This window comes from Rhodopseudomonas faecalis (assembly GCF_003217325.1).
Taxonomy (GTDB): Bacteria; Pseudomonadota; Alphaproteobacteria; order Rhizobiales; family Xanthobacteraceae; genus Rhodopseudomonas; species Rhodopseudomonas faecalis.
The window spans coordinates 48,539-67,687 of the sequence record NZ_QJTI01000024.1; the positions used below are offsets into that span (position 1 = coordinate 48,539).

The 19,149-nt window shown below is 64.9% G+C and carries 21 protein-coding genes; 13 read left to right on the plus strand and 8 right to left on the minus strand.

All coding sequences use genetic code 11. From position 1 onward, the window contains the following. Nucleotides 1-16: 16 nt before the first annotated feature. On the minus strand, nucleotides 17-541 hold the full coding sequence (locus BJ122_RS16090) for an SH3 domain-containing protein (protein WP_027278780.1): 525 nt from the start codon (nucleotides 539-541) through the stop codon (nucleotides 17-19). A gap of 382 nt (nucleotides 542-923) precedes the next feature. Between BJ122_RS16090 and BJ122_RS16095 the strand changes: the two genes are divergently transcribed. Continuing rightward, entirely contained in the window at nucleotides 924-1,925 is a 1,002-nt protein-coding gene (locus tag BJ122_RS16095) for a 2-hydroxyacid dehydrogenase (protein WP_027278779.1), read from the plus strand. A 30-nt stretch (nucleotides 1,926-1,955) separates the two neighbouring features. Here the strand turns inward: BJ122_RS16095 and BJ122_RS16100 are convergent, their stop codons facing one another. After that, a complete protein-coding gene (locus BJ122_RS16100; RefSeq protein WP_110782240.1) occupies nucleotides 1,956-2,756 on the minus strand; it encodes a HesA/MoeB/ThiF family protein in 801 nt (266 codons plus the stop codon). A gap of 243 nt (nucleotides 2,757-2,999) precedes the next feature. Here BJ122_RS16100 and BJ122_RS19325 point away from each other — a divergent pair, with 243 nt between their 5' ends. Together BJ122_RS19325 and BJ122_RS16105 are read left to right on the plus strand one after the other, a co-directional pair. Then, the gene (locus BJ122_RS19325) at nucleotides 3,000-3,194 is read left to right on the plus strand and encodes a hypothetical protein (RefSeq protein WP_210205467.1); all 195 of its coding nucleotides are present in this window, start codon (nucleotides 3,000-3,002) and stop codon (nucleotides 3,192-3,194) included. Continuing rightward, the gene (locus BJ122_RS16105; RefSeq protein ID WP_110782223.1) at nucleotides 3,181-3,363 is read left to right on the plus strand and encodes a hypothetical protein; all 183 of its coding nucleotides are present in this window, start codon (nucleotides 3,181-3,183) and stop codon (nucleotides 3,361-3,363) included. Before BJ122_RS19325 ends, BJ122_RS16105 begins: the two co-directional genes overlap by 14 nt. A gap of 57 nt (nucleotides 3,364-3,420) precedes the next feature. Here BJ122_RS16105 and BJ122_RS16110 read toward each other — a convergent pair whose 3' ends face one another. Beyond that, a complete protein-coding gene (locus tag BJ122_RS16110) occupies nucleotides 3,421-4,788 on the minus strand; it encodes an MmgE/PrpD family protein (RefSeq protein WP_110782224.1) in 1,368 nt (455 codons plus the stop codon). A 168-nt stretch (nucleotides 4,789-4,956) separates the two neighbouring features. Here BJ122_RS16110 and BJ122_RS16115 point away from each other — a divergent pair, with 168 nt between their 5' ends. Then, the gene (locus tag BJ122_RS16115; RefSeq protein WP_110782241.1) at nucleotides 4,957-6,075 is read left to right on the plus strand and encodes an FUSC family protein; all 1,119 of its coding nucleotides are present in this window, start codon (nucleotides 4,957-4,959) and stop codon (nucleotides 6,073-6,075) included. A gap of 2 nt (nucleotides 6,076-6,077) precedes the next feature. Here BJ122_RS16115 and BJ122_RS16120 read toward each other — a convergent pair whose 3' ends face one another. Continuing rightward, the gene (locus tag BJ122_RS16120; RefSeq protein WP_110782225.1) at nucleotides 6,078-6,539 is read right to left on the minus strand and encodes a DUF2269 family protein; all 462 of its coding nucleotides are present in this window, start codon (nucleotides 6,537-6,539) and stop codon (nucleotides 6,078-6,080) included. A gap of 233 nt (nucleotides 6,540-6,772) precedes the next feature. Between BJ122_RS16120 and BJ122_RS19330 the strand changes: the two genes are divergently transcribed. The 4 genes from BJ122_RS19330 to BJ122_RS16140 all read left to right on the plus strand — a co-directional run bounded on the left by BJ122_RS19330 (nucleotide 6,773) and on the right by BJ122_RS16140 (nucleotide 9,579). Further along, entirely contained in the window at nucleotides 6,773-7,198 is a 426-nt protein-coding gene (locus tag BJ122_RS19330; RefSeq protein ID WP_181418972.1) for a hypothetical protein, read from the plus strand. Between the two features lie 23 nt (nucleotides 7,199-7,221). Beyond that, nucleotides 7,222-7,539 carry a YARHG domain-containing protein gene (locus BJ122_RS16130; protein WP_110782227.1) on the plus strand — a complete coding sequence of 106 codons (318 nt, stop codon included), beginning with the start codon at nucleotides 7,222-7,224 and terminating at the stop codon, nucleotides 7,537-7,539. 215 nt (nucleotides 7,540-7,754) lie between these two features. Beyond that, the gene (locus BJ122_RS16135) at nucleotides 7,755-8,891 is read left to right on the plus strand and encodes an extracellular catalytic domain type 1 short-chain-length polyhydroxyalkanoate depolymerase (RefSeq protein WP_110782228.1); all 1,137 of its coding nucleotides are present in this window, start codon (nucleotides 7,755-7,757) and stop codon (nucleotides 8,889-8,891) included. Nucleotides 8,892-9,162: 271 nt separating this feature from the next. Beyond that, nucleotides 9,163-9,579: a DUF1236 domain-containing protein gene (locus tag BJ122_RS16140; RefSeq protein WP_110782229.1), complete on the plus strand. Its 417-nt coding sequence runs from the start codon at nucleotides 9,163-9,165 to the stop codon at nucleotides 9,577-9,579. Between the two features lie 135 nt (nucleotides 9,580-9,714). On the opposite strand, the gene BJ122_RS16145 is transcribed toward BJ122_RS16140, so the two are convergent. Both BJ122_RS16145 and BJ122_RS16150 read right to left on the minus strand, forming a co-directional pair. Beyond that, entirely contained in the window at nucleotides 9,715-10,386 is a 672-nt protein-coding gene (locus BJ122_RS16145; protein WP_110782230.1) for an MBL fold metallo-hydrolase, read from the minus strand. A gap of 80 nt (nucleotides 10,387-10,466) precedes the next feature. Continuing rightward, a complete protein-coding gene (locus BJ122_RS16150) occupies nucleotides 10,467-11,591 on the minus strand; it encodes a vWA domain-containing protein (RefSeq protein ID WP_110782231.1) in 1,125 nt (374 codons plus the stop codon). Between the two features lie 130 nt (nucleotides 11,592-11,721). On the opposite strand from BJ122_RS16150, the gene BJ122_RS16155 reads away from it, so the two are divergent. Beyond that, complete coding sequence (locus BJ122_RS16155; protein ID WP_110782242.1) at nucleotides 11,722-12,201, plus strand: MmcB family DNA repair protein; 480 nt, start codon at nucleotides 11,722-11,724, stop codon at nucleotides 12,199-12,201. A gap of 87 nt (nucleotides 12,202-12,288) precedes the next feature. On the opposite strand, the gene BJ122_RS16160 is transcribed toward BJ122_RS16155, so the two are convergent. Together BJ122_RS16160 and BJ122_RS16165 are read right to left on the minus strand one after the other, a co-directional pair. Further along, nucleotides 12,289-12,843: an ActR/PrrA/RegA family redox response regulator transcription factor gene (locus BJ122_RS16160; RefSeq protein WP_110782232.1), complete on the minus strand. Its 555-nt coding sequence runs from the start codon at nucleotides 12,841-12,843 to the stop codon at nucleotides 12,289-12,291. A 105-nt stretch (nucleotides 12,844-12,948) separates the two neighbouring features. After that, complete coding sequence (locus tag BJ122_RS16165) at nucleotides 12,949-14,295, minus strand: ActS/PrrB/RegB family redox-sensitive histidine kinase (RefSeq protein WP_110782233.1); 1,347 nt, start codon at nucleotides 14,293-14,295, stop codon at nucleotides 12,949-12,951. Between the two features lie 146 nt (nucleotides 14,296-14,441). Here BJ122_RS16165 and BJ122_RS16170 point away from each other — a divergent pair, with 146 nt between their 5' ends. The 4 genes from BJ122_RS16170 (at nucleotide 14,442) to BJ122_RS16185 (ending at nucleotide 18,572) form a co-directional block, all read left to right on the plus strand. After that, complete coding sequence (locus BJ122_RS16170) at nucleotides 14,442-15,230, plus strand: ABC transporter ATP-binding protein (protein WP_430694790.1); 789 nt, start codon at nucleotides 14,442-14,444, stop codon at nucleotides 15,228-15,230. Between the two features lie 47 nt (nucleotides 15,231-15,277). After that, a complete protein-coding gene (locus tag BJ122_RS16175; RefSeq protein WP_110782244.1) occupies nucleotides 15,278-16,045 on the plus strand; it encodes an ABC transporter permease in 768 nt (255 codons plus the stop codon). Nucleotides 16,046-16,170: 125 nt separating this feature from the next. Continuing rightward, nucleotides 16,171-17,499 carry a polyhydroxyalkanoate depolymerase gene (locus BJ122_RS16180; RefSeq protein WP_110782234.1) on the plus strand — a complete coding sequence of 443 codons (1,329 nt, stop codon included), beginning with the start codon at nucleotides 16,171-16,173 and terminating at the stop codon, nucleotides 17,497-17,499. A 236-nt stretch (nucleotides 17,500-17,735) separates the two neighbouring features. Beyond that, nucleotides 17,736-18,572, plus strand: coding sequence for a M48 family metallopeptidase (locus tag BJ122_RS16185; protein WP_027278763.1), 837 nt, complete (start codon nucleotides 17,736-17,738; stop codon nucleotides 18,570-18,572). Nucleotides 18,573-19,149 lie beyond the last annotated feature (577 nt).

The following is a 19,149-nucleotide window of genomic DNA, read 5'->3' on the forward strand; positions in this document are numbered from 1 at the left end:
GCGACCGTTCGCCGCGTCAGTTCACCTTCTCATCGGCATAGACGCCCCACAGCCGCTCCTGCTGGATCCAGCCGTCAAAGCCATTGCCGGTGATCCGGCACCAGCCGGAGGCGCACTGCTTGATCTGCGCCACCACGCCGACCTGCAGCCGGGCCGCGACCGCGCTTTTCGGGTCGGCGCGGTCATAGATCGGCGCCAGCTCGTCCTTGTTCTTCATGGTCACCACCGCGGTGCGGCGGCCGGACAGCAGCGAATGGTACACCCAGCCCTCGGCGCCTTCGGAATCGCGCACCCGGCGCCAATTCTCGAATTCCGCGGTGATCTCGACCGGCAGTCCGGAGCGGGTATAGACCCAGGCAACGTCGTTATCCTTGGTCGGGCCGGCGCGGACGTTAACGTGATCGGATTTCAGGCTGACATAGCGCGGAATCGGCAGGCCACTGGCCGAGGTCGGCGCGTCTTTGGCGGCAGAAGCCGTCGGCAGCCCGCTCAAAATTGCGGCAGCCACCACCAGCAAACCCGTCACACGCCCCACAACCATACCCTTACCTCCTCGCGAAACTGGTACTCCATCCTCGGCCGACCGAATCCAGGGTGCCGGCCGCACGCAAAGCACGGCATTGCTGCGTCGCATCCTTCGGTTATCGCCGCTGAATTCCCTGGCTTCGAATGTTCGGGCTCAGCCTCTTGGGTTCTTGTCTTGGGCCAACCTTCTGCTAGAGAGGACCCAATATCGGAGGCCCGCAGCAACGGTGCTCCGCAAGAAAAACCCAAGGTCACCGTTCGATGACGCCGCGACCGCTGTGGCGGAGTTTCGAGCAACCGGGTTAACGAGGACTGAACGAGGAGTGCCGAATTCGAGCTTCGCCCGTCTTGAGGGCTGATCTGACGAGCGATCTCCCGAATTCACTTGAGAGCAGGACATGCCGGTTAAGAAAAAGCCTCTGGTTGTCGTGACCCGCAAACTGCCGGACTCGATCGAGACCCGGATGCGGGAACTGTTCGATACCAAGCTCAATCTCGACGACGTGCCGATGACCGCCGATCAGCTGGCCGAGGCGGTGCGGACCGCCGACGTGCTGGTGCCGACGGTGACCGACCAGATCACCGACGACCTGCTCCAGCAGCCCGACTGCAAGCTGAAGCTGATCGCCCATTTCGGCAACGGCATCGACAACATCAATGTCGCCGCCGCCCATGCCCGCGGCATCACCGTCACCAACACGCCCAAGGTGCTGACCGAAGACACCGCCGACATGACCATGGCGCTGATCCTGGCGGTGCCGCGCCGGCTGATCGAAGGCGCATCCTTGCTGCCCGGCGGTCAGGACTGGCCCGGCTGGTCGCCGACCTGGATGCTCGGTCGCCGGCTTGGCGGCAAGCGGCTCGGCATCATCGGCATGGGCCGGATCGGCCAGGCGGTGGCGCGCCGCGCCCGCACTTTTGGGCTGCAGATCCACTATCACAACCGCAAGCCGGTCGCGCCCAAGATCGCCGACGAACTCGGCGCCACCTATTGGGACAGTCTCGACCAGATGCTGGCGCGGATGGACATCATCTCGGTGAATTGTCCGCACACCCCGGCGACCTTCCATCTGTTGTCGGCGCGCCGGCTAAAGCTGATCCGCAAGGACGCCTATGTCGTCAACACCGCGCGCGGCGAGGTGATCGACGAAGAAACCCTGATCAAGCTGATCGAAGCCGGCGACATCGCCGGCGCCGGGCTCGACGTCTATGAGCACGAGCCCTTGGTCAGCCCGAAACTGATCCGGCTGGCGCAGCAGGGCAAGGTGGTGCTGCTGCCGCATATGGGCTCGGCCACCATCGAAGGCCGGGTCGAGATGGGCGAGAAGGTGATCATCAACATCCGCACCTTCCTCGACAATCACAAGCCGCCGGATCGCGTGCTGCCCAACATGCTGTGATCGCGCGGCGCGCCGACGCGGAGCGCGCCGTCAGCGATGGCCGCTCAGATCGACAATGGTCGGCGCATCGCCATTCAAAGGATTATGCGGATCACGCCGGTAACGCAGCGTCTCAAAACGCATCGCGCGGGCGTCGATCATCAACAGCCGTCCGACCAGACTGTCGCCAAAGCCGACGATCTCGCGGATCGCTTCCAGCGCCATCATCGAGCCGATCATGCCGGCCAGCGCGCCAAGCACGCCGGCTTCCTGACAGGTCGGCACCGCGCCGGGCGGCGGCGGCTCCGGAAACAGGCAGCGATAGCTTGGGTTCAGCTCGCCCGCGGCGTTGCGCTCATGGGCTCGGATCGTGGTCACCGAGCCGTCGAACGCGCCGAGCGCGCCGGTGATCAGCGGTTTTCGCGCCAAATAGCAGCCATCCGACACCAGATAGCGCGTCGCGAAATTGTCGGAGCCGTCGATCACCAGATCATAGCCGCCAAACAAGTCGAGCGCGTTGCCGGCATTGAGCCGCAGCGGGTGTCCGACGAACTGCACATGCGGGTTGAGCGCCTGCACCCGGTCGGCGGCGCTGTCGACCTTGCGCCGGCCAAGGTCCGGCGTGCCGTGAATGATCTGGCGCTGCAGATTGGACAGCGACACCGTGTCGTCATCGACCGCGCCAAGCCGGCCGACGCCCGCCGCCGCCAGATACATCAGCACCGGCGCGCCGAGGCCGCCGGCGCCGATCACCAGCACCGCGGCCTGTTGCAGCTTGGCCTGGCCGGGGCCGCCGACCTCCTGCAGCACGATATGGCGGGCATAGCGTTCGAGTTCGGTGGGGCTCAGCATGATGGCGTGACATTCCTGTTCGGCGGGGCCGCGCCAGGGCTGAACCCGCATGCCGTTGTCGCCGACCAAGACGGTGTGCTTAGCTGCGCGTCCTGAGCGCGACCGCGGGAATTGTCATGAGAATGAGCCTCGCCGCAACCCTGATCGTGATCGCGGCGGCCGGCGCGGCCAACGCGCAAAATAGCCCGCCGCCCGCAATTGCGGCCGCCAAGGCACGCCCTGCCGCTTCTGTGCCGCCCGACAATGGCAAGGCGCAGGCCGAGCGGCTTTCGCTGCATGGCGATCGTGGTCGCCGGGCACGGCCACGCCGACAAGGTCGCCGAGGACAATGGTCGCGAGCTGGCGGTCAGCCATGTGCGCAGCCAGTTGCAGGCGGCGCGGCCGGGCGACGAGCCGCTGCTAACGCCGGCGCCGGGCGCTGGCTTTGCCGGCGCTTGATCGTCAGGGCCGGTTCGCGGGGCTCGCGCAACTCAAGCCGGCGCAGGCGACGCTGCGCGGCGGCGATGAGGTGCGCGCGTTTCTCAGCCAGCACGGCGTTACGCCGCTGGAGGGCAGCTCCGGCAGCGCCGATGGCGCGCTGCTGCGGGTGATCTGCGTGCGTAAGTAAGCCGCTTGCGCGCACAAGCTCGGGCATGACGGGTCACATTGGAGGGCGCCGCTGCTGTTAGAGTCGGCCGAGCCGGGCGACGCCGTCGATGCGCTCGAATTGTTCGAGCGTCAGCAGCGCATCAGCAAAGCGCTGCGCGCCGCCGCCAAGCACCGGCTGCGCCAGCTGCATGAACTTGCCAGTCATGGCGTTCGCGCTCGGGAATGAGCACGGCTCGCCCGACGGATCGTCGTTGATGCGCTCCAGCACGCCCTGGTCGGTATGGATCGTCACCCGGCCGCCGAACGGATGGGTACGGCCTTCGAGCCGCGTATCCCGCACCACCTCGAAACGATCGGCGAGCGCGTCGATCTCGGCATCGCCAAGCCGCGCGTAGTCGTCCCAGCCAAAGCTGCCTTGCGCCAGCGCCAGCGCGCCGGTGAAGTACATCGAGAACTGACCAGCGACGATGGTTTTCGGATGGCGCTTGGTCGCGGCATCGCCGGTCAGCGTGATGCCGTTGCGGTGCAGGCCGATTTCCACGCGGCGGATCTGATCGGGCGTCAAACCGTGCTCGCGGCGCATCGCGATCAGCGCATCGATCGCGGCATGGGTGTAGCGGCAGCTCGGATAGGGCTTGATGCCGATCTTCATCGTTTCATAGACGGTGCCAAGACCGGCGACCGCTTTGCCCGGATGCGGTGTGTCGGTGTAGCCGACCAACAGGCCATGAATGCCTTCGATCGATTGCGTGGCGCCAACAAAACCATGGTTCGCCAGCGTTGCCGCGATCACGCCGTTCATCGCCGCCGCGCCGACCTGATAGCGCTTGTTCCAGGCGCCATTGACCAGAAACTGCAATGAACCCGCGGCCTGGCTGCCGGACACGCCGAACGCCGCGATGATGCGCTCCGGGCTGAGCTTGAGCAGCTTGGCGGCCGCTGCGGCGGCGCCATAGGCGCCCGCGGTCGCGGTCGGGTGGAAGCCGCGCGCGTAATGCGAGGTCGGGTCGAGCGCATTGCCGAGCCGGCAGCACACTTCATAGCCGGCGATGATCGCGGTCAGCACCTCGCGCCCGGAAGCGCCGATCAGTTCGCCGATCGCGAACGCCGCCGGCACCACCGGCGCCGATGGATGCAGCGAAGAATCGGCGTGGGTGTCGTCGAAATCGAGCGAGTGGCCGAGCGCGCCGTTCAGCAGCGCGGCGATCGCCGGGGTGAAGCCGCGCTCGTCGCCGAACACGGTGGCCGGGCCGCTGCCATCGAGCGACAGCGAGCTCAGCATCTGCAACAACGACGGCGTCGATTCGGCATCGCGGCGCGCGCGAATCGCGCTGCCGAGGAAATCGAGCGTCAGCAGCTTGGCCCGCGTGCGCACCTCGACCGGAATGTCGTCGTGATCGAGTGCGCTGACATAGGCAGCAAGCGTCGCGGTTTCATCAGCCATATCGCATTCCAAGTTCGGGAAATTTGCGGCACGTTAGGCGGCGGCCCCACGCCGTTCAAGCGCTGGCAGGGCGCGTGATTTGCATGGCGCCATTCTCTGTGGTCTGTGACCGTCTCTCGCCGGGGCGCCGCCCTGGCAACAACCGGAGCCAATACCGAATTGATGCCGATGCCGAAGCTGCGTTCCCTGCTCGTCAAGCGACTGAAGTCGCGCCGTCCGCAACTCGGGCTTGCGCTGCGCGTCACGCTCGCCGCGTTGCTGGCGTTCGCGGCCGCCCAGCTGTTGCATTTGCATCTGCCGCTATGGGCGGTGCTGACGTCGATCATCGTCACGCAGCTGAGCGTTGGCCGCTCGCTGAAAACCGCGCTCGATTATCTGGTCGGCACGATCGGCGGCGTGATCTATGGCGGCGTGGTCACGATCTTCGTGCCGCATGGCAACGAATTTGAACTGCTGGCTTTGCTGGCGGTGGTGGTGGCGCCGCTGGCGCTGCTTGCGGCGTTCAATCCGCGCCTGCATGTCGCCACGGTCACGGCGATTATCGTGCTGCTGGTGCCGACCATGACCGAAGTGCAGCCGATCGATTCGGCAATCGACCGCGTGCTGGAAGTCGGGGTCGGTGCCATCACCGGGCTGGTGGTTTCGTTCTTCGTGCTGCCGTCGCGGGCGATGGGCATGGCGATGGGCTGCGCGGCGCGTATTCTGGAACTGATGGCCGATGCGTTGCGTGAGCTGCTCGCCGGGCTGACGCGCGGCCTCGACAACGACGCGCTGCACCGCCTGCAGGACGGCATCGGCGAATCGCTGGTCAAGCTCGGCGAAGTGGCCGGCGAGGCGGAAAGCGAGCGCGTGGTCGGGTTGTCGCCCGGTCTCGATGCCGCGCCGCTCTTGCGCACGTTGCTGCGGCTGCGCCACGATCTGGTGATGATCGGCCGCGCCGCCGGCGCGCCGCTGCCCGATGTGATGCAGCAAAGGCTCGGCGGCGCCCTCAAGCGGGTCGGCGTCGCCGCGACGGACTATCTGCGGACCTCGGCCGAGGCGCTGCGCAGCCGCAGGCACGCTCCGCCGCTTGAGCCGCTGCAGCAGGCGCTCACCCACTATACGAACGAAGTTGCCGAGGTGCGGCGCGAAGGCCTGACCCGGGCGCTGTCGGGCGAGCAGATGGAGCAGTTCTTCGCGCTCGGCTTTGCGCTCGAACAGTTGCAGCGCAATTTCCGCGACCTCGCGATGCGTCTCAACGAGCGGGTCTCGAGCAAGGCGTCGGCCGCGACCGGCGCCGCCGACTAGCCTTACGGCTTGAGCACCATCAGCACGGTGGCGGCCACCAGCGGCACGGTGGCGATGATGCCCCACACCAGCCAGCGCTGCGAGTCGCGCAAATAATCCATCGGGATCCGCTCGGCGTTGGCGAACAGCCGCGCGGCGCGGCCCTGGCGGATCTGCAGCGGCACCAGGATGCCGAGCCACATCATGCCGGACACCACGAACAGAATCTGGCCGCCGACCAGCCAGATCGAATCGAACAACGGCAAACCCTTGACCCAGGCCGCGCCATAGCCGCCGATCATCACCAGCGCGATACCGGCGAGCGTGAAGATCCAGTCGGCGACATTCACGCCGCGTTGGGCGTGCGCCACGATCTTCGGATCGTTGGTGCGGTCGGACAGCACCTTCCAGTAAGCGGTGATCGTCACATTGCCCACCAGCAGCACGACACCGATGACGTGGAGAGCTTTCAAGACATCATACATTCGAACCAGTCCATGTTGCGCGCGGGAGGGCAGGTGGCGGAAGGGCAGGCGAGCTTGGTCCCCAGCAGCTAGAGATAGTTGCGCGCCATGCGAGTGCAAGCAGTGGTCGGCTCGCGCGGCATCATCGGAGTTGTCGTAAATCAACGATTGTAGACGCTGCGCGGCTTGAGGATGCCACATCACGTTCGCGTCGGCCGGAGTTGGCGGGCGGTTCATTGATGGAGGAATTTTTGATGTCGTTGATTCGTTTCTTTGCAGCGGGACTGCTGCTGGCAGGCACGTGTTTGACGTGCACGGCGGACCAGGCCGCGGCCGCATCGCTCGGCGCCAGCGCATCAGCGCTGCACAGCGCCGATCGCTCGATCGTCATTGAAGGCGTGTTGCCGCTGCAGCAGGTACAATACCGCCATGGCGGCGGAGGCTATCGCGGCGGCGGGCATGGTGGCGGTGGCCCGCGGGTGCATGGCGGCGGCGGTCGCTACCATGGCGGTGGCGGCGGTTATCATCATCGTCACGGCGGTGGCGGCAATGCCGGCGCGGCGGTGGCCGCCGGTATCGTCGGTACCATGATCGGTATCGCTGCCGAACAAGCCGCGCGCGATCAAGCGCGCCGCGAGCGTCGCTATTATCGTCAGCAGCGTTATTACTACAATGATTGAATGATCAGATGAGGGCGACAGCCATGACAGGAGTAACGTCGTCGAACTATCAAGCCGCGCCGCGCCATATTGGCCGGACGATCATCGCCGTAAGTTCGGCGCTGGCGGCCGCGACCATGTTCGCGTCGCTGGCGCAGGCGCAGAGCTGTCAGGATCTGTGGGTCGAGCGCAACGGCTACTACAAGGACGCCGGTTACTGCTTCAAGACCGCGCGGGCGATCTCGTTCTTCGGCAATGCCGGCTGCATGTATGACGATCAGGCGGCGGTGCCGCTGCCGCGTCATATCCGGTCGCGCATTGAGGAGATCAAATGGCTGGAGCGCAGCCGCGGCTGCGATTGAGCTGTTCGCCGCGCGTCGTTGATTGATCGGTAAGCGGCACGGCCGTTGCTCCGGCTGTGCCGCTTACCGCTACGCCTTGGTTTGCGTCAAGCGAACGCGCGCGACGGAACTTGCCGGGCCGCGCGAATGATGCGTTCATAGTGTGGCGCGCCCTTTTATATTGCACTGCAGCAACCATATCAGGGGGACGACGCCGTTTGCCGCCAAGGAGCCGCATGTCCCTCGCCAGCCAGATCGAGTTCCTTCGCCGGCTTAAAAACGCCAGGCTTGTCAACGGTCTGGCGCCGCAGGCCATCGATAGCCCGCTGGTTGAAACCAGCTCTTTCGGCAGCAATCCCGGCGCGCTGCGCATGTGGAGCTACCTGCCGCCCGGCCTGCCGGCGAAAGCGCCGCTGGTGGTGGTGCTGCATGGCTGCGGCCAGAGCGCGGCCGGCTATGAGTTCGGCGCCGGCTGGTCGACGCTGGCGCGCCGCTATGGCTTTGCGCTGCTGATGCCGGAACAGCAGAAGGCCAATAATCCGCAAGGCTGTTTCAACTGGTTCAGCCCGGAGGATATCCGGCGCGGCCATGGCGAAGCGGCCTCGATCCGGGCGATGGTCGAACAGATGGTGCGCGCCCATAAGCTCGATCGCAAGCGCATCTTCATCACCGGCTTGTCGGCGGGCGGCGCGATGAGCGCGGTGCTGCTCGCCACCTATCCCGAGGTGTTTTCAGCGGGCGCGGTGATCGCCGGCCTGCCTTACGGCGTCGCGCATAATGTCCGGCAGGCGCTGCATGCCATGATGAGTCCGGCGACCCATAGCGGCCCGGAACTGGGCGACCGGGTGCGTCATGCGTCCGATCATCAGGGCCCGTGGCCGCGACTATCGGTGTGGCACGGCAGCGCCGATCGCACCGTGCATCCCGGCAATGCCAGTCAGCTCGCGCTGCAATGGCTCGATCTGCATGGCGTGCCGGCCGCGCCGAGCGTGGACGGAACGGTCGATGGCCAAGCGCGCCGGCAATGGCGCGATGCCGATGGCACGGTGGTGGTGGAGTCCTACACCATCGCCGGCATGGCGCATGGCACGCCGCTTGGCGTCGCCGACACCGGCGAGCGCTTTGGCGCGCCCGGGCCGTTTCTGCTCGAGGCCGGCATTGCGTCGTCCTATCACATTGCCAAGTTCTTCGGCCTGACCGGGCGTATTCATCTTGCCGCCGATGCGGAACCTGCGCGCAAACAGGAGCGAGCGAATTCGACCTCGCAATCGGCGCCGAACGATCAGTTCGCCCAGCACGGCGCCGGCCGGCGCGGCATCGATGTCGCGGCCGTGATCACCAAGGCGCTGACCGCTGCCGGCTTGATCAAGTAATCACGCCTCGATTGGTGCCAACTTCATCACGTCATGCCCGCGCTTGTCGCGGGCATCGACGTCTTGAACGTGCTGCAAGATTAAAGACGTGGATGGCCGGGACGGAGCCCATGACATGCGGAGTGGTTGGTATCAATTGATGGTGACGTGGATGCCCGCATTCACGCCTGACACATGTGGTTCCTGTCACCAGGTTCCTGCGTTTCGCTGCGGAACATGAACTGCTGCGACGGGTTGTCCAAGGTCCGTTTCAACAGACTGAGGAGTTCCTATGATTCGACGATGGCTCGGTACTGGCGCTGTGATCGCAGTGCTGATGATTCCGACGCTGGCCGCGGCGCAAGGCGTTCCCGGCGGCATTGAGCGCGGTGCGCGCGAAGGCGGCGAGGCGGCGGGGCCGCTCGGTGCGGTGGTTGGCGGCACCATTGGTGGTGTGGTCGGCGGCGTCGCCGGTGTGCTCGGCGTTGATGAGCGGCCGCGCTTCCGCGCCTATGCGGTCGAGCAGCGTCACCCGTCGTTCCGCTATCGCGATGAGGTCAGGGTCGGCACGGTGCTGCCCGCCGAGGGCGTGACGTTCTATGAAATCCCCGACGAATATGGCGCGCGCAATTATCGCTACACGGTGGTCAACAACCGCACGGTGCTGGTTGATCCGCGTAGCCGGCGCGTGGTCGATATTGTCGAGTAATCCCTCGGTCCATCAAACGTGATGCGTGATGCCCGGGTTTGTTCCGGGCATCCACGTCTTGAGCTTACGACAAAACGTCAATGGCCGGGACAAGCCCGGCCATCACGATGAAGCTGCTACCAAGATCAGCGCGCGCTACATCTGGCCGTTCAGGAACGGGTTGCTGACGCGCTCCTGACCGATGGTCGAGCCCGGCCCGTGGCCGCTGATGAAGCCGACGTCGTCGCCAAGCGGCATCAGCTTGTCCGTGATCGAACTGATCAAGGTGCGATGATTGCCGCCCGGCAGATCGGTGCGTCCGATCGAGCCGGCGAACAGCACGTCGCCAACGATGGCGAAGCGCATCGCATCGCTGAAATACACCACGCTGCCCGGCGAATGGCCGGGGCAATGCAGCACCAGAAAGCTCAGTTCGCCGACCGTGAGCCGCTCGCCATCCTCGAGCCAGCGATCGGGTGTAACGTTGCGTACCCCGGTGATACCAAAACCGCGGCCGCTCTCCACCACATGCTCAAGCAGAAATTGGTCGCCGATATGCGGGCCCTCGACCGGCACGCCGAGCTGCTCGCGCAGCTCATCGGCGCCGCCGACATGGTCGACATGGCCATGGGTCAGCCAGATTTTTTCCACGGTGACGCCGGCCTGATCGATCGCGGCACGGATCGCCGCGACATCGCCGCCGGGATCGATCACCACCGCCTTGCGGGTGGTCTCGCACCACAGCAGCATGCAATTTTGCTGGAACGGCGTCACCGGAATGATCGCCGCCCCAGCCTTGGCATTGGTCGCTTCGTTTTGCTCTGTCATGCCCGCACTTTGCCGATTTTTCGCAAGCCGCCAAGAAAAATTGCAGAAGCGGATTGCGAGGGCATGACAGCCGGCTGGCGTTACCGCTTGATCTGCGCCTTGAGCGTGTCGGCGACGCTGCGGTCGAATGACGAGGCCGGCGGCGCGGATTTGTCGTGATGGGCGGCGACATATTGGTCGCGCTTCATCACCAGCGCCGCGAGCTTGTCATTGAGCGCCTTGCGGGTTTTGAGCCGGGTCTCGATCTCGCTGGCGCGCTGCTGCGCGTCGAGCTTGCGCAAACTATCGGGCAGCTCGTCGTCCTTGACGGTGTCGAGCTTGGTACGCCCGGCCGCGACATCGCCGACCAGATCGCCGCCGCCGGTCACCGCTTCCGAGGCGACCTTGGCGCGCTTGTTGATGTAGCTCGCCATGTCGGACGCCGAGGCCGGCGCCGCCGCGGCGACTTCCGACAATTGCCGCGCTTTGCCTTCGGTGCGGCGCTGCAAAGCCGGCGGGCCATAGGGCAGCACGGTGCCGTTGATCTCTTTTTGCAGAATGATGATCTCATCGTCATAGGGCGTTTCGATGATCACCACCTGGCCGCCATCCTGCGGAATCGGGATGTAGCGGCCGCCGCCGCGATCGGCGATCTCGTGCCAGACCTGTGCGGTGTCGCGCGCGTCGCCGGCCTGCACGGCGTTGACAACGATGTCCTTCTGCCGCGCTACCGCCAGGGTTTTGGGAAACTTGGTATCCTGCGCGTAGTCCATATGCGGCGGCGCATCGCCGACCAGGAAGATGATGCGGCTGCTATCCTTGCCCTCGCTCCATTGCAGCTTGTTGACGGCGACGTCGAGCGCTTCATTGACGCTTTCCGGCCAGTCGCCGCCGCCGCGCGCCTTGGTCTCCAATAGATTGGCGTACAAGTCTTGAATGTCAGTGGTCAGCGCAAAGCTGCGGGTCACGTAGTCATCGCCAATGTCGCGATAGGCGATCAGGCCGATCTTGATTTCGGCATCGGGGTTCTGGTCAACGATGGTCGTGGCGATCGACCAGATCTTGCGCTTGGCGCCTTCGATCAGCGCGCTCATCGAGCCGGTGGTGTCGAGCACGAACGCCACTTCCACGGTGGGCTTGGCCGATGCCGGCGCGGCGAAGGCGAGCGCCGCGGCACTGGCGAGCGCGGCAATCGCCAGCGCGCGAATAGAATTGAATGATGTCATGATCCCAGTCTCCAATGCCCCGCCATTGCCCATGGTCCGCGTGCCATGCGTGATATGACGCCGGCACCGAATGCACCGAATGGCGCGGCCTCTGGTGGCACGCGGCCGGATTCGGCTAAGCTTGGTCGCGATGGAATCGGAACCCGTTCAAATCGATGTGCCGATTGATCGCCGGCAATCCGAAGCGGCGCTTGCGATCGCGCGCGGCACCGCGCGGCTGCTGCGTTCGCTCGGCTTTGCCTGCGTGCCGGAATTGCCGCTGCCGTCCGGGCGCCGCGCCGATCTGGTGGCGCTCAATGAGCGCAGCGAGATCTGGATCATCGAAATCAAATCGTCGGTGGAGGATCTGCGCGCCGACCACAAATGGCAGGATTATCGGGCGCATTGCGACCGGCTGTTCTTCGCCTGCAAGCCGGAGCTGCCGTGCGAGATTTTTCCGCAGGACACCGGGTTGATCGTCGCCGATGGCTATGGCGCGCATCTGCAGTGCGAGGCGCCCGAGCATCGACTGCCGGCGCCGACCCGCAAGCTGATGACGGTGCGCTTTGCGCTATGCGCGGCGCAGCGGCTCGGCCGGCTCAATGATCCGCAAGGGTTTGTGGAGCTTTAGTTGTTGTGTTGGCAGCGCTGCCGCGATGAAGGCGGACTCCCTCGCCCCGCAAGCGGGGAGAGGTGAAGACTTCCGCATTGCTTGAAGCTACTTCGGTGCGCGCTTGGCCAGAATGCGCTGCAAGGTGCGGCGATGCATGTTGAGCCGGCGCGCGGTTTCCGAGACGTTGCGGTTGCACATCTCATAGATGCGCTGGATGTGCTCCCAGCGCACCCGGTCGGCCGACATCGGATTTTGCGGCGGCTCTGATTTCTCGCCAGTGATCGCCAGCAGCGCTGCGACCACGTCGTCGGCATCGGCGGGCTTCGACAGATAATCGACCGCGCCCATCTTTACCGCGGTCACCGCGGTGGCGATGTTGCCATAGCCGGTCAGCACGATCGCGCGGGCGTCGGGACGCTGCCGCTTGAGCGCCGACACCACGTCGAGGCCGTTGCCGTCGCCAAGCCGCATATCGACCACGGCGAACGCCGGGGCCGCTTTGCCGATATGAGCCAAGCCATCGGTGACACTGTCGCAAGCGGTAACGCTGAAGCCGCGGCTTTCCATGGCGCGCGACAGCCGATCGAGAAATGGCTTGTCGTCTTCGACGATCAGCAGCGAGCGATCGGCGTAATTGTTGAGTTCAGGAATGGCGGTCACGATCGAGTGTCTCCTCGGCAGGCTGGCCCAGATATGGCGAGGCTTTGCGACGATGCCAAGGCCGCCTGGGGTGCCAAGCGAATTGCTGCAACGCGACAAAACGTCTTAGGGGACGGCGTCCTCCGCCATGTCGTCGCTCAGCGCCAGTTGCGCGCTTTTCTCAAAATCGGCGCGCTGCCAGATGATCCGCACCACAGCACCGTGGTCCGGAAACGGCTTGTTGCCGAATGACACTTTGGCGCCGGTGCGCTCGAGCAGCGTCCGGGCAATGAACACGCCGAGCCCGAGCCCACCGGCGCGGCCCTGGCCATCGGAGGCCCGGCGCCGGCGCGACAGATAAGGCTCGCCGATCCGGCGCATCACATCGGGCGCGATCCCCGGGCCGTCATCGGAAATCGCGATCTGCACGGTGTCGGCATTCCACCAGGCGCTCACCTCCACGGTGTTGCGGGCGAAATCGACGGCGTTTTCCAGGATGTTGCCGACCCCGTACAAAATGGCCGCGTTGCGCATCGTCACCGGTTGCGCCACCCCGGCGACCGCGATCCGCACCTTGATGTCGATGCCAAAATCGCGATGCGGCGCCACCGCCTCTTCGATCAGCGTCGACAGCGGCATGCGGTCGAACGGCGCGCCGGCGGCGTTGAGGTGCGAAATCTTGCCAAGAATCTCCCGGCAGCGCTGCGCCTGTTCGCGCAGCGTGGCGAGGTCGGCGGCCATCGGGCTGTCCGGCGGCACGGTCTGCTCGAGCTCGCGCGAGATCAGCACGATGGTCGAGAGCGGGGTGCCGAGTTCATGCGCGGCGGCGGCGGCCAGGCCATCGAGCTGGGTCAGGTGCTGTTCGCGCTCCAGCACCAGCTCGGCGGCCGACAGCGCGTCCGACAATTTGCGCGCCTCCTCGGTGACCTGGAAGGTGTACAGGCTGGTGACGCCGATCGCGAGCAGGATCGAGAGCAGCACGCCCGCCAGATAGACCTGCGGCAGCACCAACGGGTCCTCGGGGTCCCAGGGCAGCGGCATGTGATCGAAGAACAGCAGCACCGCGCAGGCCCCGGCGAACACGCCGAGCGCGATCGTCATCCTGGTCGGCAGCGCGGTCGCCGCGATCAGCACCGGCCCCAGGAACAGGAACGAAAACGGGTTCTGCAGACCGCCGGTGAGATACAGCAGCCCGGCCAATTCGGCGATGTTGAGCGCCAGCAGCGCCGCGGCATGCATCGGCCCAAGCCGCTGCATCGGGTTGAAGGCGATTTGCAGCACCAGATTGACCATGCTCGACAGCGCGATGATGGTCAGGCAGGGCAGCACCGGAAAATCGAATTCCAGGCCATGCGCGACCACGAAGATCGCGGCGAGCTGGCCGAGCGCGGCCAGCCAGCGCAGCCGCAAAATGGTGTCGAGCCGCACATGGCGGCTGGGGTGCCGGAAATCGGCGGGATCAAGATCAGTCATGGTGGAACAGTAATCGCGCCGCGAACCGACCACAAACCGCTGACGCAACTTGCGGTGTCGCGCGGCGTTGGGTCTCACCCGCCTCGTGACCAATCGCCGGCAGTCTTGCGTTCGCCGCAGCCATGGCTCAGGAACGCTTCATGACAATGATCCGCACATCATCAGCCGAACCGATCATGGCCGGTCCGGGGGCCTCGCCTGCGATCGAGGTCGCCGATCTGGTCAAGGATTTCAAAGCTGGCCGCGCGGTCGACGGCGTGACCTTCACGGTCGCGCGCGGCAGCATCACCGGGCTGCTCGGCGGCAATGGCGCCGGCAAGACCACCACCATCGCCATGATCATGGGCCTGGTGCTGCCGAGTTCGGGCCGGGTCCGGGTGCTGGGCTATCAGATGCCCGAGCAGAGCGCCGAGGTGCTGGGCCGGGTCAATTTTGAAAGCCCTTATGTCGACATGCCGATGCGGCTCACGGTGCGTCAGAACCTGACGGTGTTCGGCAAGCTCTATTCGGTGCCGGACCTGAAAGCCCGGATCGCGGAGCTGGCCGACGATCTCGATATCGCCGGTTTTCTCGACCGGCCGAACGGCAAATTGTCGGCCGGCCAGAAGACAAGGGTGGCGCTCGCCAAGGCGCTGATCAACCGCCCGGAACTGCTGCTGCTCGACGAGCCGACCGCCTCGCTCGATCCCGACACCGCCGATTGGGTGCGGCAGCGGCTCTTGGACTATCGGCGCCGCCACGGCGCCACCATTCTCTTGGCCTCGCACAATATGCTCGAGGTCGAGCGGCTGTGCGACCGGGTGATCATCATGAAGCGTGGCCGGATCGAGGACGACGACACCCCGGCCGCGATCATGGCGCGCTATAATCGCAATACGCTCGAGGAAGTGTTCATCGATGTCGCCCGCGGCCGCACCCAGGAGACGGCGTCGTGAGCGGGGCTACGCCGGTGTTGGGGCTGTCTGCGCAGCGGATCGGCGCGATGATCCTGCGCTATTGGTACCTGTTGATCTCGTCCTGGCCGCGGCTTCTGGAACTGGTGTACTGGCCCGTGCTGCAGGTGATCACCTGGGGCTTCTTGCAGCTCTATATCGTGCAGAACGCTGGGTTTTTCGCGCAGGCCGGCGGCATTCTGATCGGCGCGGTGATCCTGTGGGACATTCTGTTTCGCGGCCAGCTCGGCTTTTCGATCTCCTTTCTGGAGGAGATGTGGGCGCGCAACATGGGCAACCTGATGATGAGCCCGCTAAAACCGATCGAGTTTCTGATCGCGCTGATGCTGATGAGCCTGATCCGCCTGGCGATCGGCGTGGTGCCGATGCTGGTGCTGGCGACCTATGCGTTCGATTTCAATCTGTTCAGCATGGGCCTGCCGCTGGTGGCGTTCTTCTGCAATCTGATCTTCACCGGCTGGTCGCTCGGCATCTTCGTGTCCGGCCTGGTGCTGCGCAACGGCCTCGGCGCCGAGAGCATCGTCTGGTCGGTGATGTTCGGGCTGATGCCGCTGGCCTGCGTCTACTATCCGGTGAGCGTGCTGCCGCAATGGCTGCAATGGATCGCCTGGATGCTGCCGCCGACCTATGTGTTCGAGGGCATGCGCGCGCTGCTGATCGAGCACGTCTTCCGCCCCGAGCTGATGATCGCCGCGGCGTCGATCAATTTGGCACTGTTTGCCGGCTCGTTTGCGGCCTTCATCTGGCTGCTGAACAGCGCGCGCCGCAACGGGTCGCTGCTCCAGGCCGGTGAATAGCGCTCCTCGGTTAAGCTCCGCGCTTGACAGTGCGCCATCTCATGCCGGTAAAATCGGCGGTTTGCTGCCTCGCCGCCAGCCAAGCGAGCGCGACCAATATGAAACGATAACTATCGGGGGGCACCATGCCGTATGTGATTGGTGAATTCGGTCGGCCGCCAGAGATGCCGGTTGAGGTCAGCCCGGCGCTGACCACGCCGATGTACTGGTTCTATGAGGTGGCACACGCGGCGCTCAATCCGGCGCGGATGATGGGTGACGCCACCAAGATCATGTTTCAAAATCCGCTCAATCCCTGGACCCATACCGAGCTTGGCAAGTCGATTGCCGCGGCCTGCGAGGTGTTCGAGCGCACCACGCGCCGCTATGGCAAGCCCGAATGGGGGCTGGACGAAACCGAGGTGCAGGGCGTCATCACCCCGGTGCAGGTGGTCACGGTCTGGGAAAAGCCGTTCTGCCGGCTTTTGCATTTCGAGCGGCAGCATGAGCGGCCGCTGCGCCATCCGCAGCCGCGGCTATTGATCGTGGCGCCGATGTCCGGCCACTACGCCACGCTGCTGCGCGGCACGGTCGAGGCGTTTCTGCCGACCCATGAGGTCTACATCACCGACTGGTCGGACGCGCGCATGGTTCCGCTGGCGGAAGGCCGGTTCGACCTCGACGATTACGTCGACTACGTCATTGAAATGCTGCAGGTGCTGGGCGGAGACGTCCATGTGATCGCGGTGTGCCAGCCCTCGGTGCCGGTGCTGGCGGCGGTGTCGGTGATGGAAGCGCAGGGCGATCCTTTCGTGCCGCTGTCGATGACGCTGATGGGCGGGCCGATCGATACCCGCTGCAATCCGACTGCGGTCAACAATCTCGCCGCCGAGCGCGGCATCGATTGGTTCCGCAACCACGTCATCACCAAGGTGCCGTTCCCGCATCCGGGCGTGATGCGCGACGTCTATCCGGGATTTTTGCAGCTGAACGGCTTCATCAGCATGAATCTCGACCGGCACATGGACGCGCACCGCAACCTGTTCAACCATCTGGTCCAGGGCGACGGCGACCTCGCCGACAAGCATCGCGAGTTCTACGACGAGTATCTGGCGGTGATGGATCTGACCGCGGAGTATTATTTGCAGACCGTCGATGTGGTGTTCATCAAGCACGCGCTGCCGATGGGGCAATTTGTGCACCGTGGCAAAGTGGTCGATCCCAGCAAGATCACCCGCGTCGCCTTGATGACGGTGGAAGGCGAGAACGACGACATTTCGGGTCTCGGCCAGACCGAAGCCAGCCATCGGCTGTGCAGTTCGATTCCCGATCATCGCCGTGTGCATTATGTGCAGCCCGGCGTCGGTCATTACGGCGTGTTCAACGGCTCGCGTTTCCGCGCCGAGATCGTGCCGCGCGTCTCCGATTTCATGACCATGGCCGCAGAAACAAGGATAGCTCACGCCGCGGAGTAACAACTCAGATTCAGCATCGCGCACCGTGCTGATCAGCGCGGTGTACACGCGGTTCGCACGGCTATCAGCTAACGCTCTGATTCCGTGGAAGAACTTCCTATTTCTCGGCCGATTGCTAGAAAGGAATCGTGAATCTAGATTCGGCGCGTGGAATTTAAAGAAAGAATCTGGAATCTTTTGTTCCGGGACCCATCACCTTGGGGTTCAGGGGTTCGCCTGGGCTGTATATTGGGCAAATGATTTGTTTTCGTGCCGAGCGCTTTCAATGGCGGCGGATATGGCAGAATCCCCCGGACTTCCTGTTGTCCGGATTTTCAGACATGGCCGTTCGCGCACTTCTGTATCGGCGTCCCGCCGAACCCCATTCGATTCTCATCAAGCATGGCTCACAGGTTTTCGCGGTGCGACTGCGCCGGCACCGCCGCGCGCGGCGCTACACTTTGCGCATTCATCCCAGTGACCGCGAAGCGATTCTGACCATGCCGCCGCGCGGCACCATCGTCGATGCCAAGGAATTTGCGCAGCGTCACGGTGGCTGGATCGCCGCGCGCCTTGGCCGGTTGCCGAAGCCGGCGCCGTTCCAGCATGGCACCGTGCTGCCGCTGCGCGGCGTCGACCATAAGATCGTGCATCGCGCCGGGCGCGGCACGGTCTGGACCGAAACCCGCGATAATGGCGAGCGGCTGCTGTGCGTCGCCGGCGAGATCGAGCACATCGATCGCCGGGTCCGTGATTTTCTCAAGCGCGAGGCGCGCCATGATCTGGCCAAGGCCTCGCATCGCTATGCCGAGTTGCTGGGCGTCAAGGTGACGCGGATCTCGGTGCGCGACCAGTCGAGCCGCTGGGGTTCCTGCACCTCGGCCGGTTCGCTGTCGTTCTCATGGCGGCTGATCCTGGCGCCGGGCTACGTGCTCGATTACCTCGCGGCCCATGAGGTCGGCCATCTGGTCGAGATGAACCACTCGCCGAAATTCTGGCGGGTGGTCGGCAAGGCCTGCCCGCACACCGAGCGCGCCAAAGCCTGGATCGATACCCACGGCAACGACCTGCACCGCTACGGCATCAGCGAGTAGCGATCGCGCGCTCGCGGCACCGACGAGAGCGTTGCGTTTGTTGCTAAGCCGATAGAACCTCAAAGAGGGGCGATTGCAGCGCAGTCAGGCGGTCGCAACGCGCTCTTATCCCTCCCCCCTCGTGGGGAGGGTGGACGGCCCGATGCCAATCGGGCCGGACGGGTGGGGGCAATTGCCAATTGCTTAGGTGTTGCTTGTCGGAGACCTGGAGCAAGAACGGTGGGCGTCCCGCGGCCCCCGCCCATTTCGCGTGAGGAGAAGCCGGGCGCTCCGTCCCCCCACCCCGGCCTCCGCTTCGCTCGGCCGACCCTCCCCACCGCTCCGCGGGGGGAGGGAGATTTGCGCGTCACCACCGCGATCTCTCAGGCTTTGTTGCCCTTATCCGAATGAGCTCTGAGCGTCCCGCGCGCGCAGCGATGTGATCGTTCCCAACCCGGCGCCGATTTCCCTGCCAAGCACGGCCAAACTCCCCTCCCCCTTGCGGGGATCGTTGCGTAATTTGATGACGCAGGTTTTTGAGGGGACTTTGGACAGGTTTGCGGTGTGTCTTGGAGCGTCCGCGGGCGGCTAAGCGAGG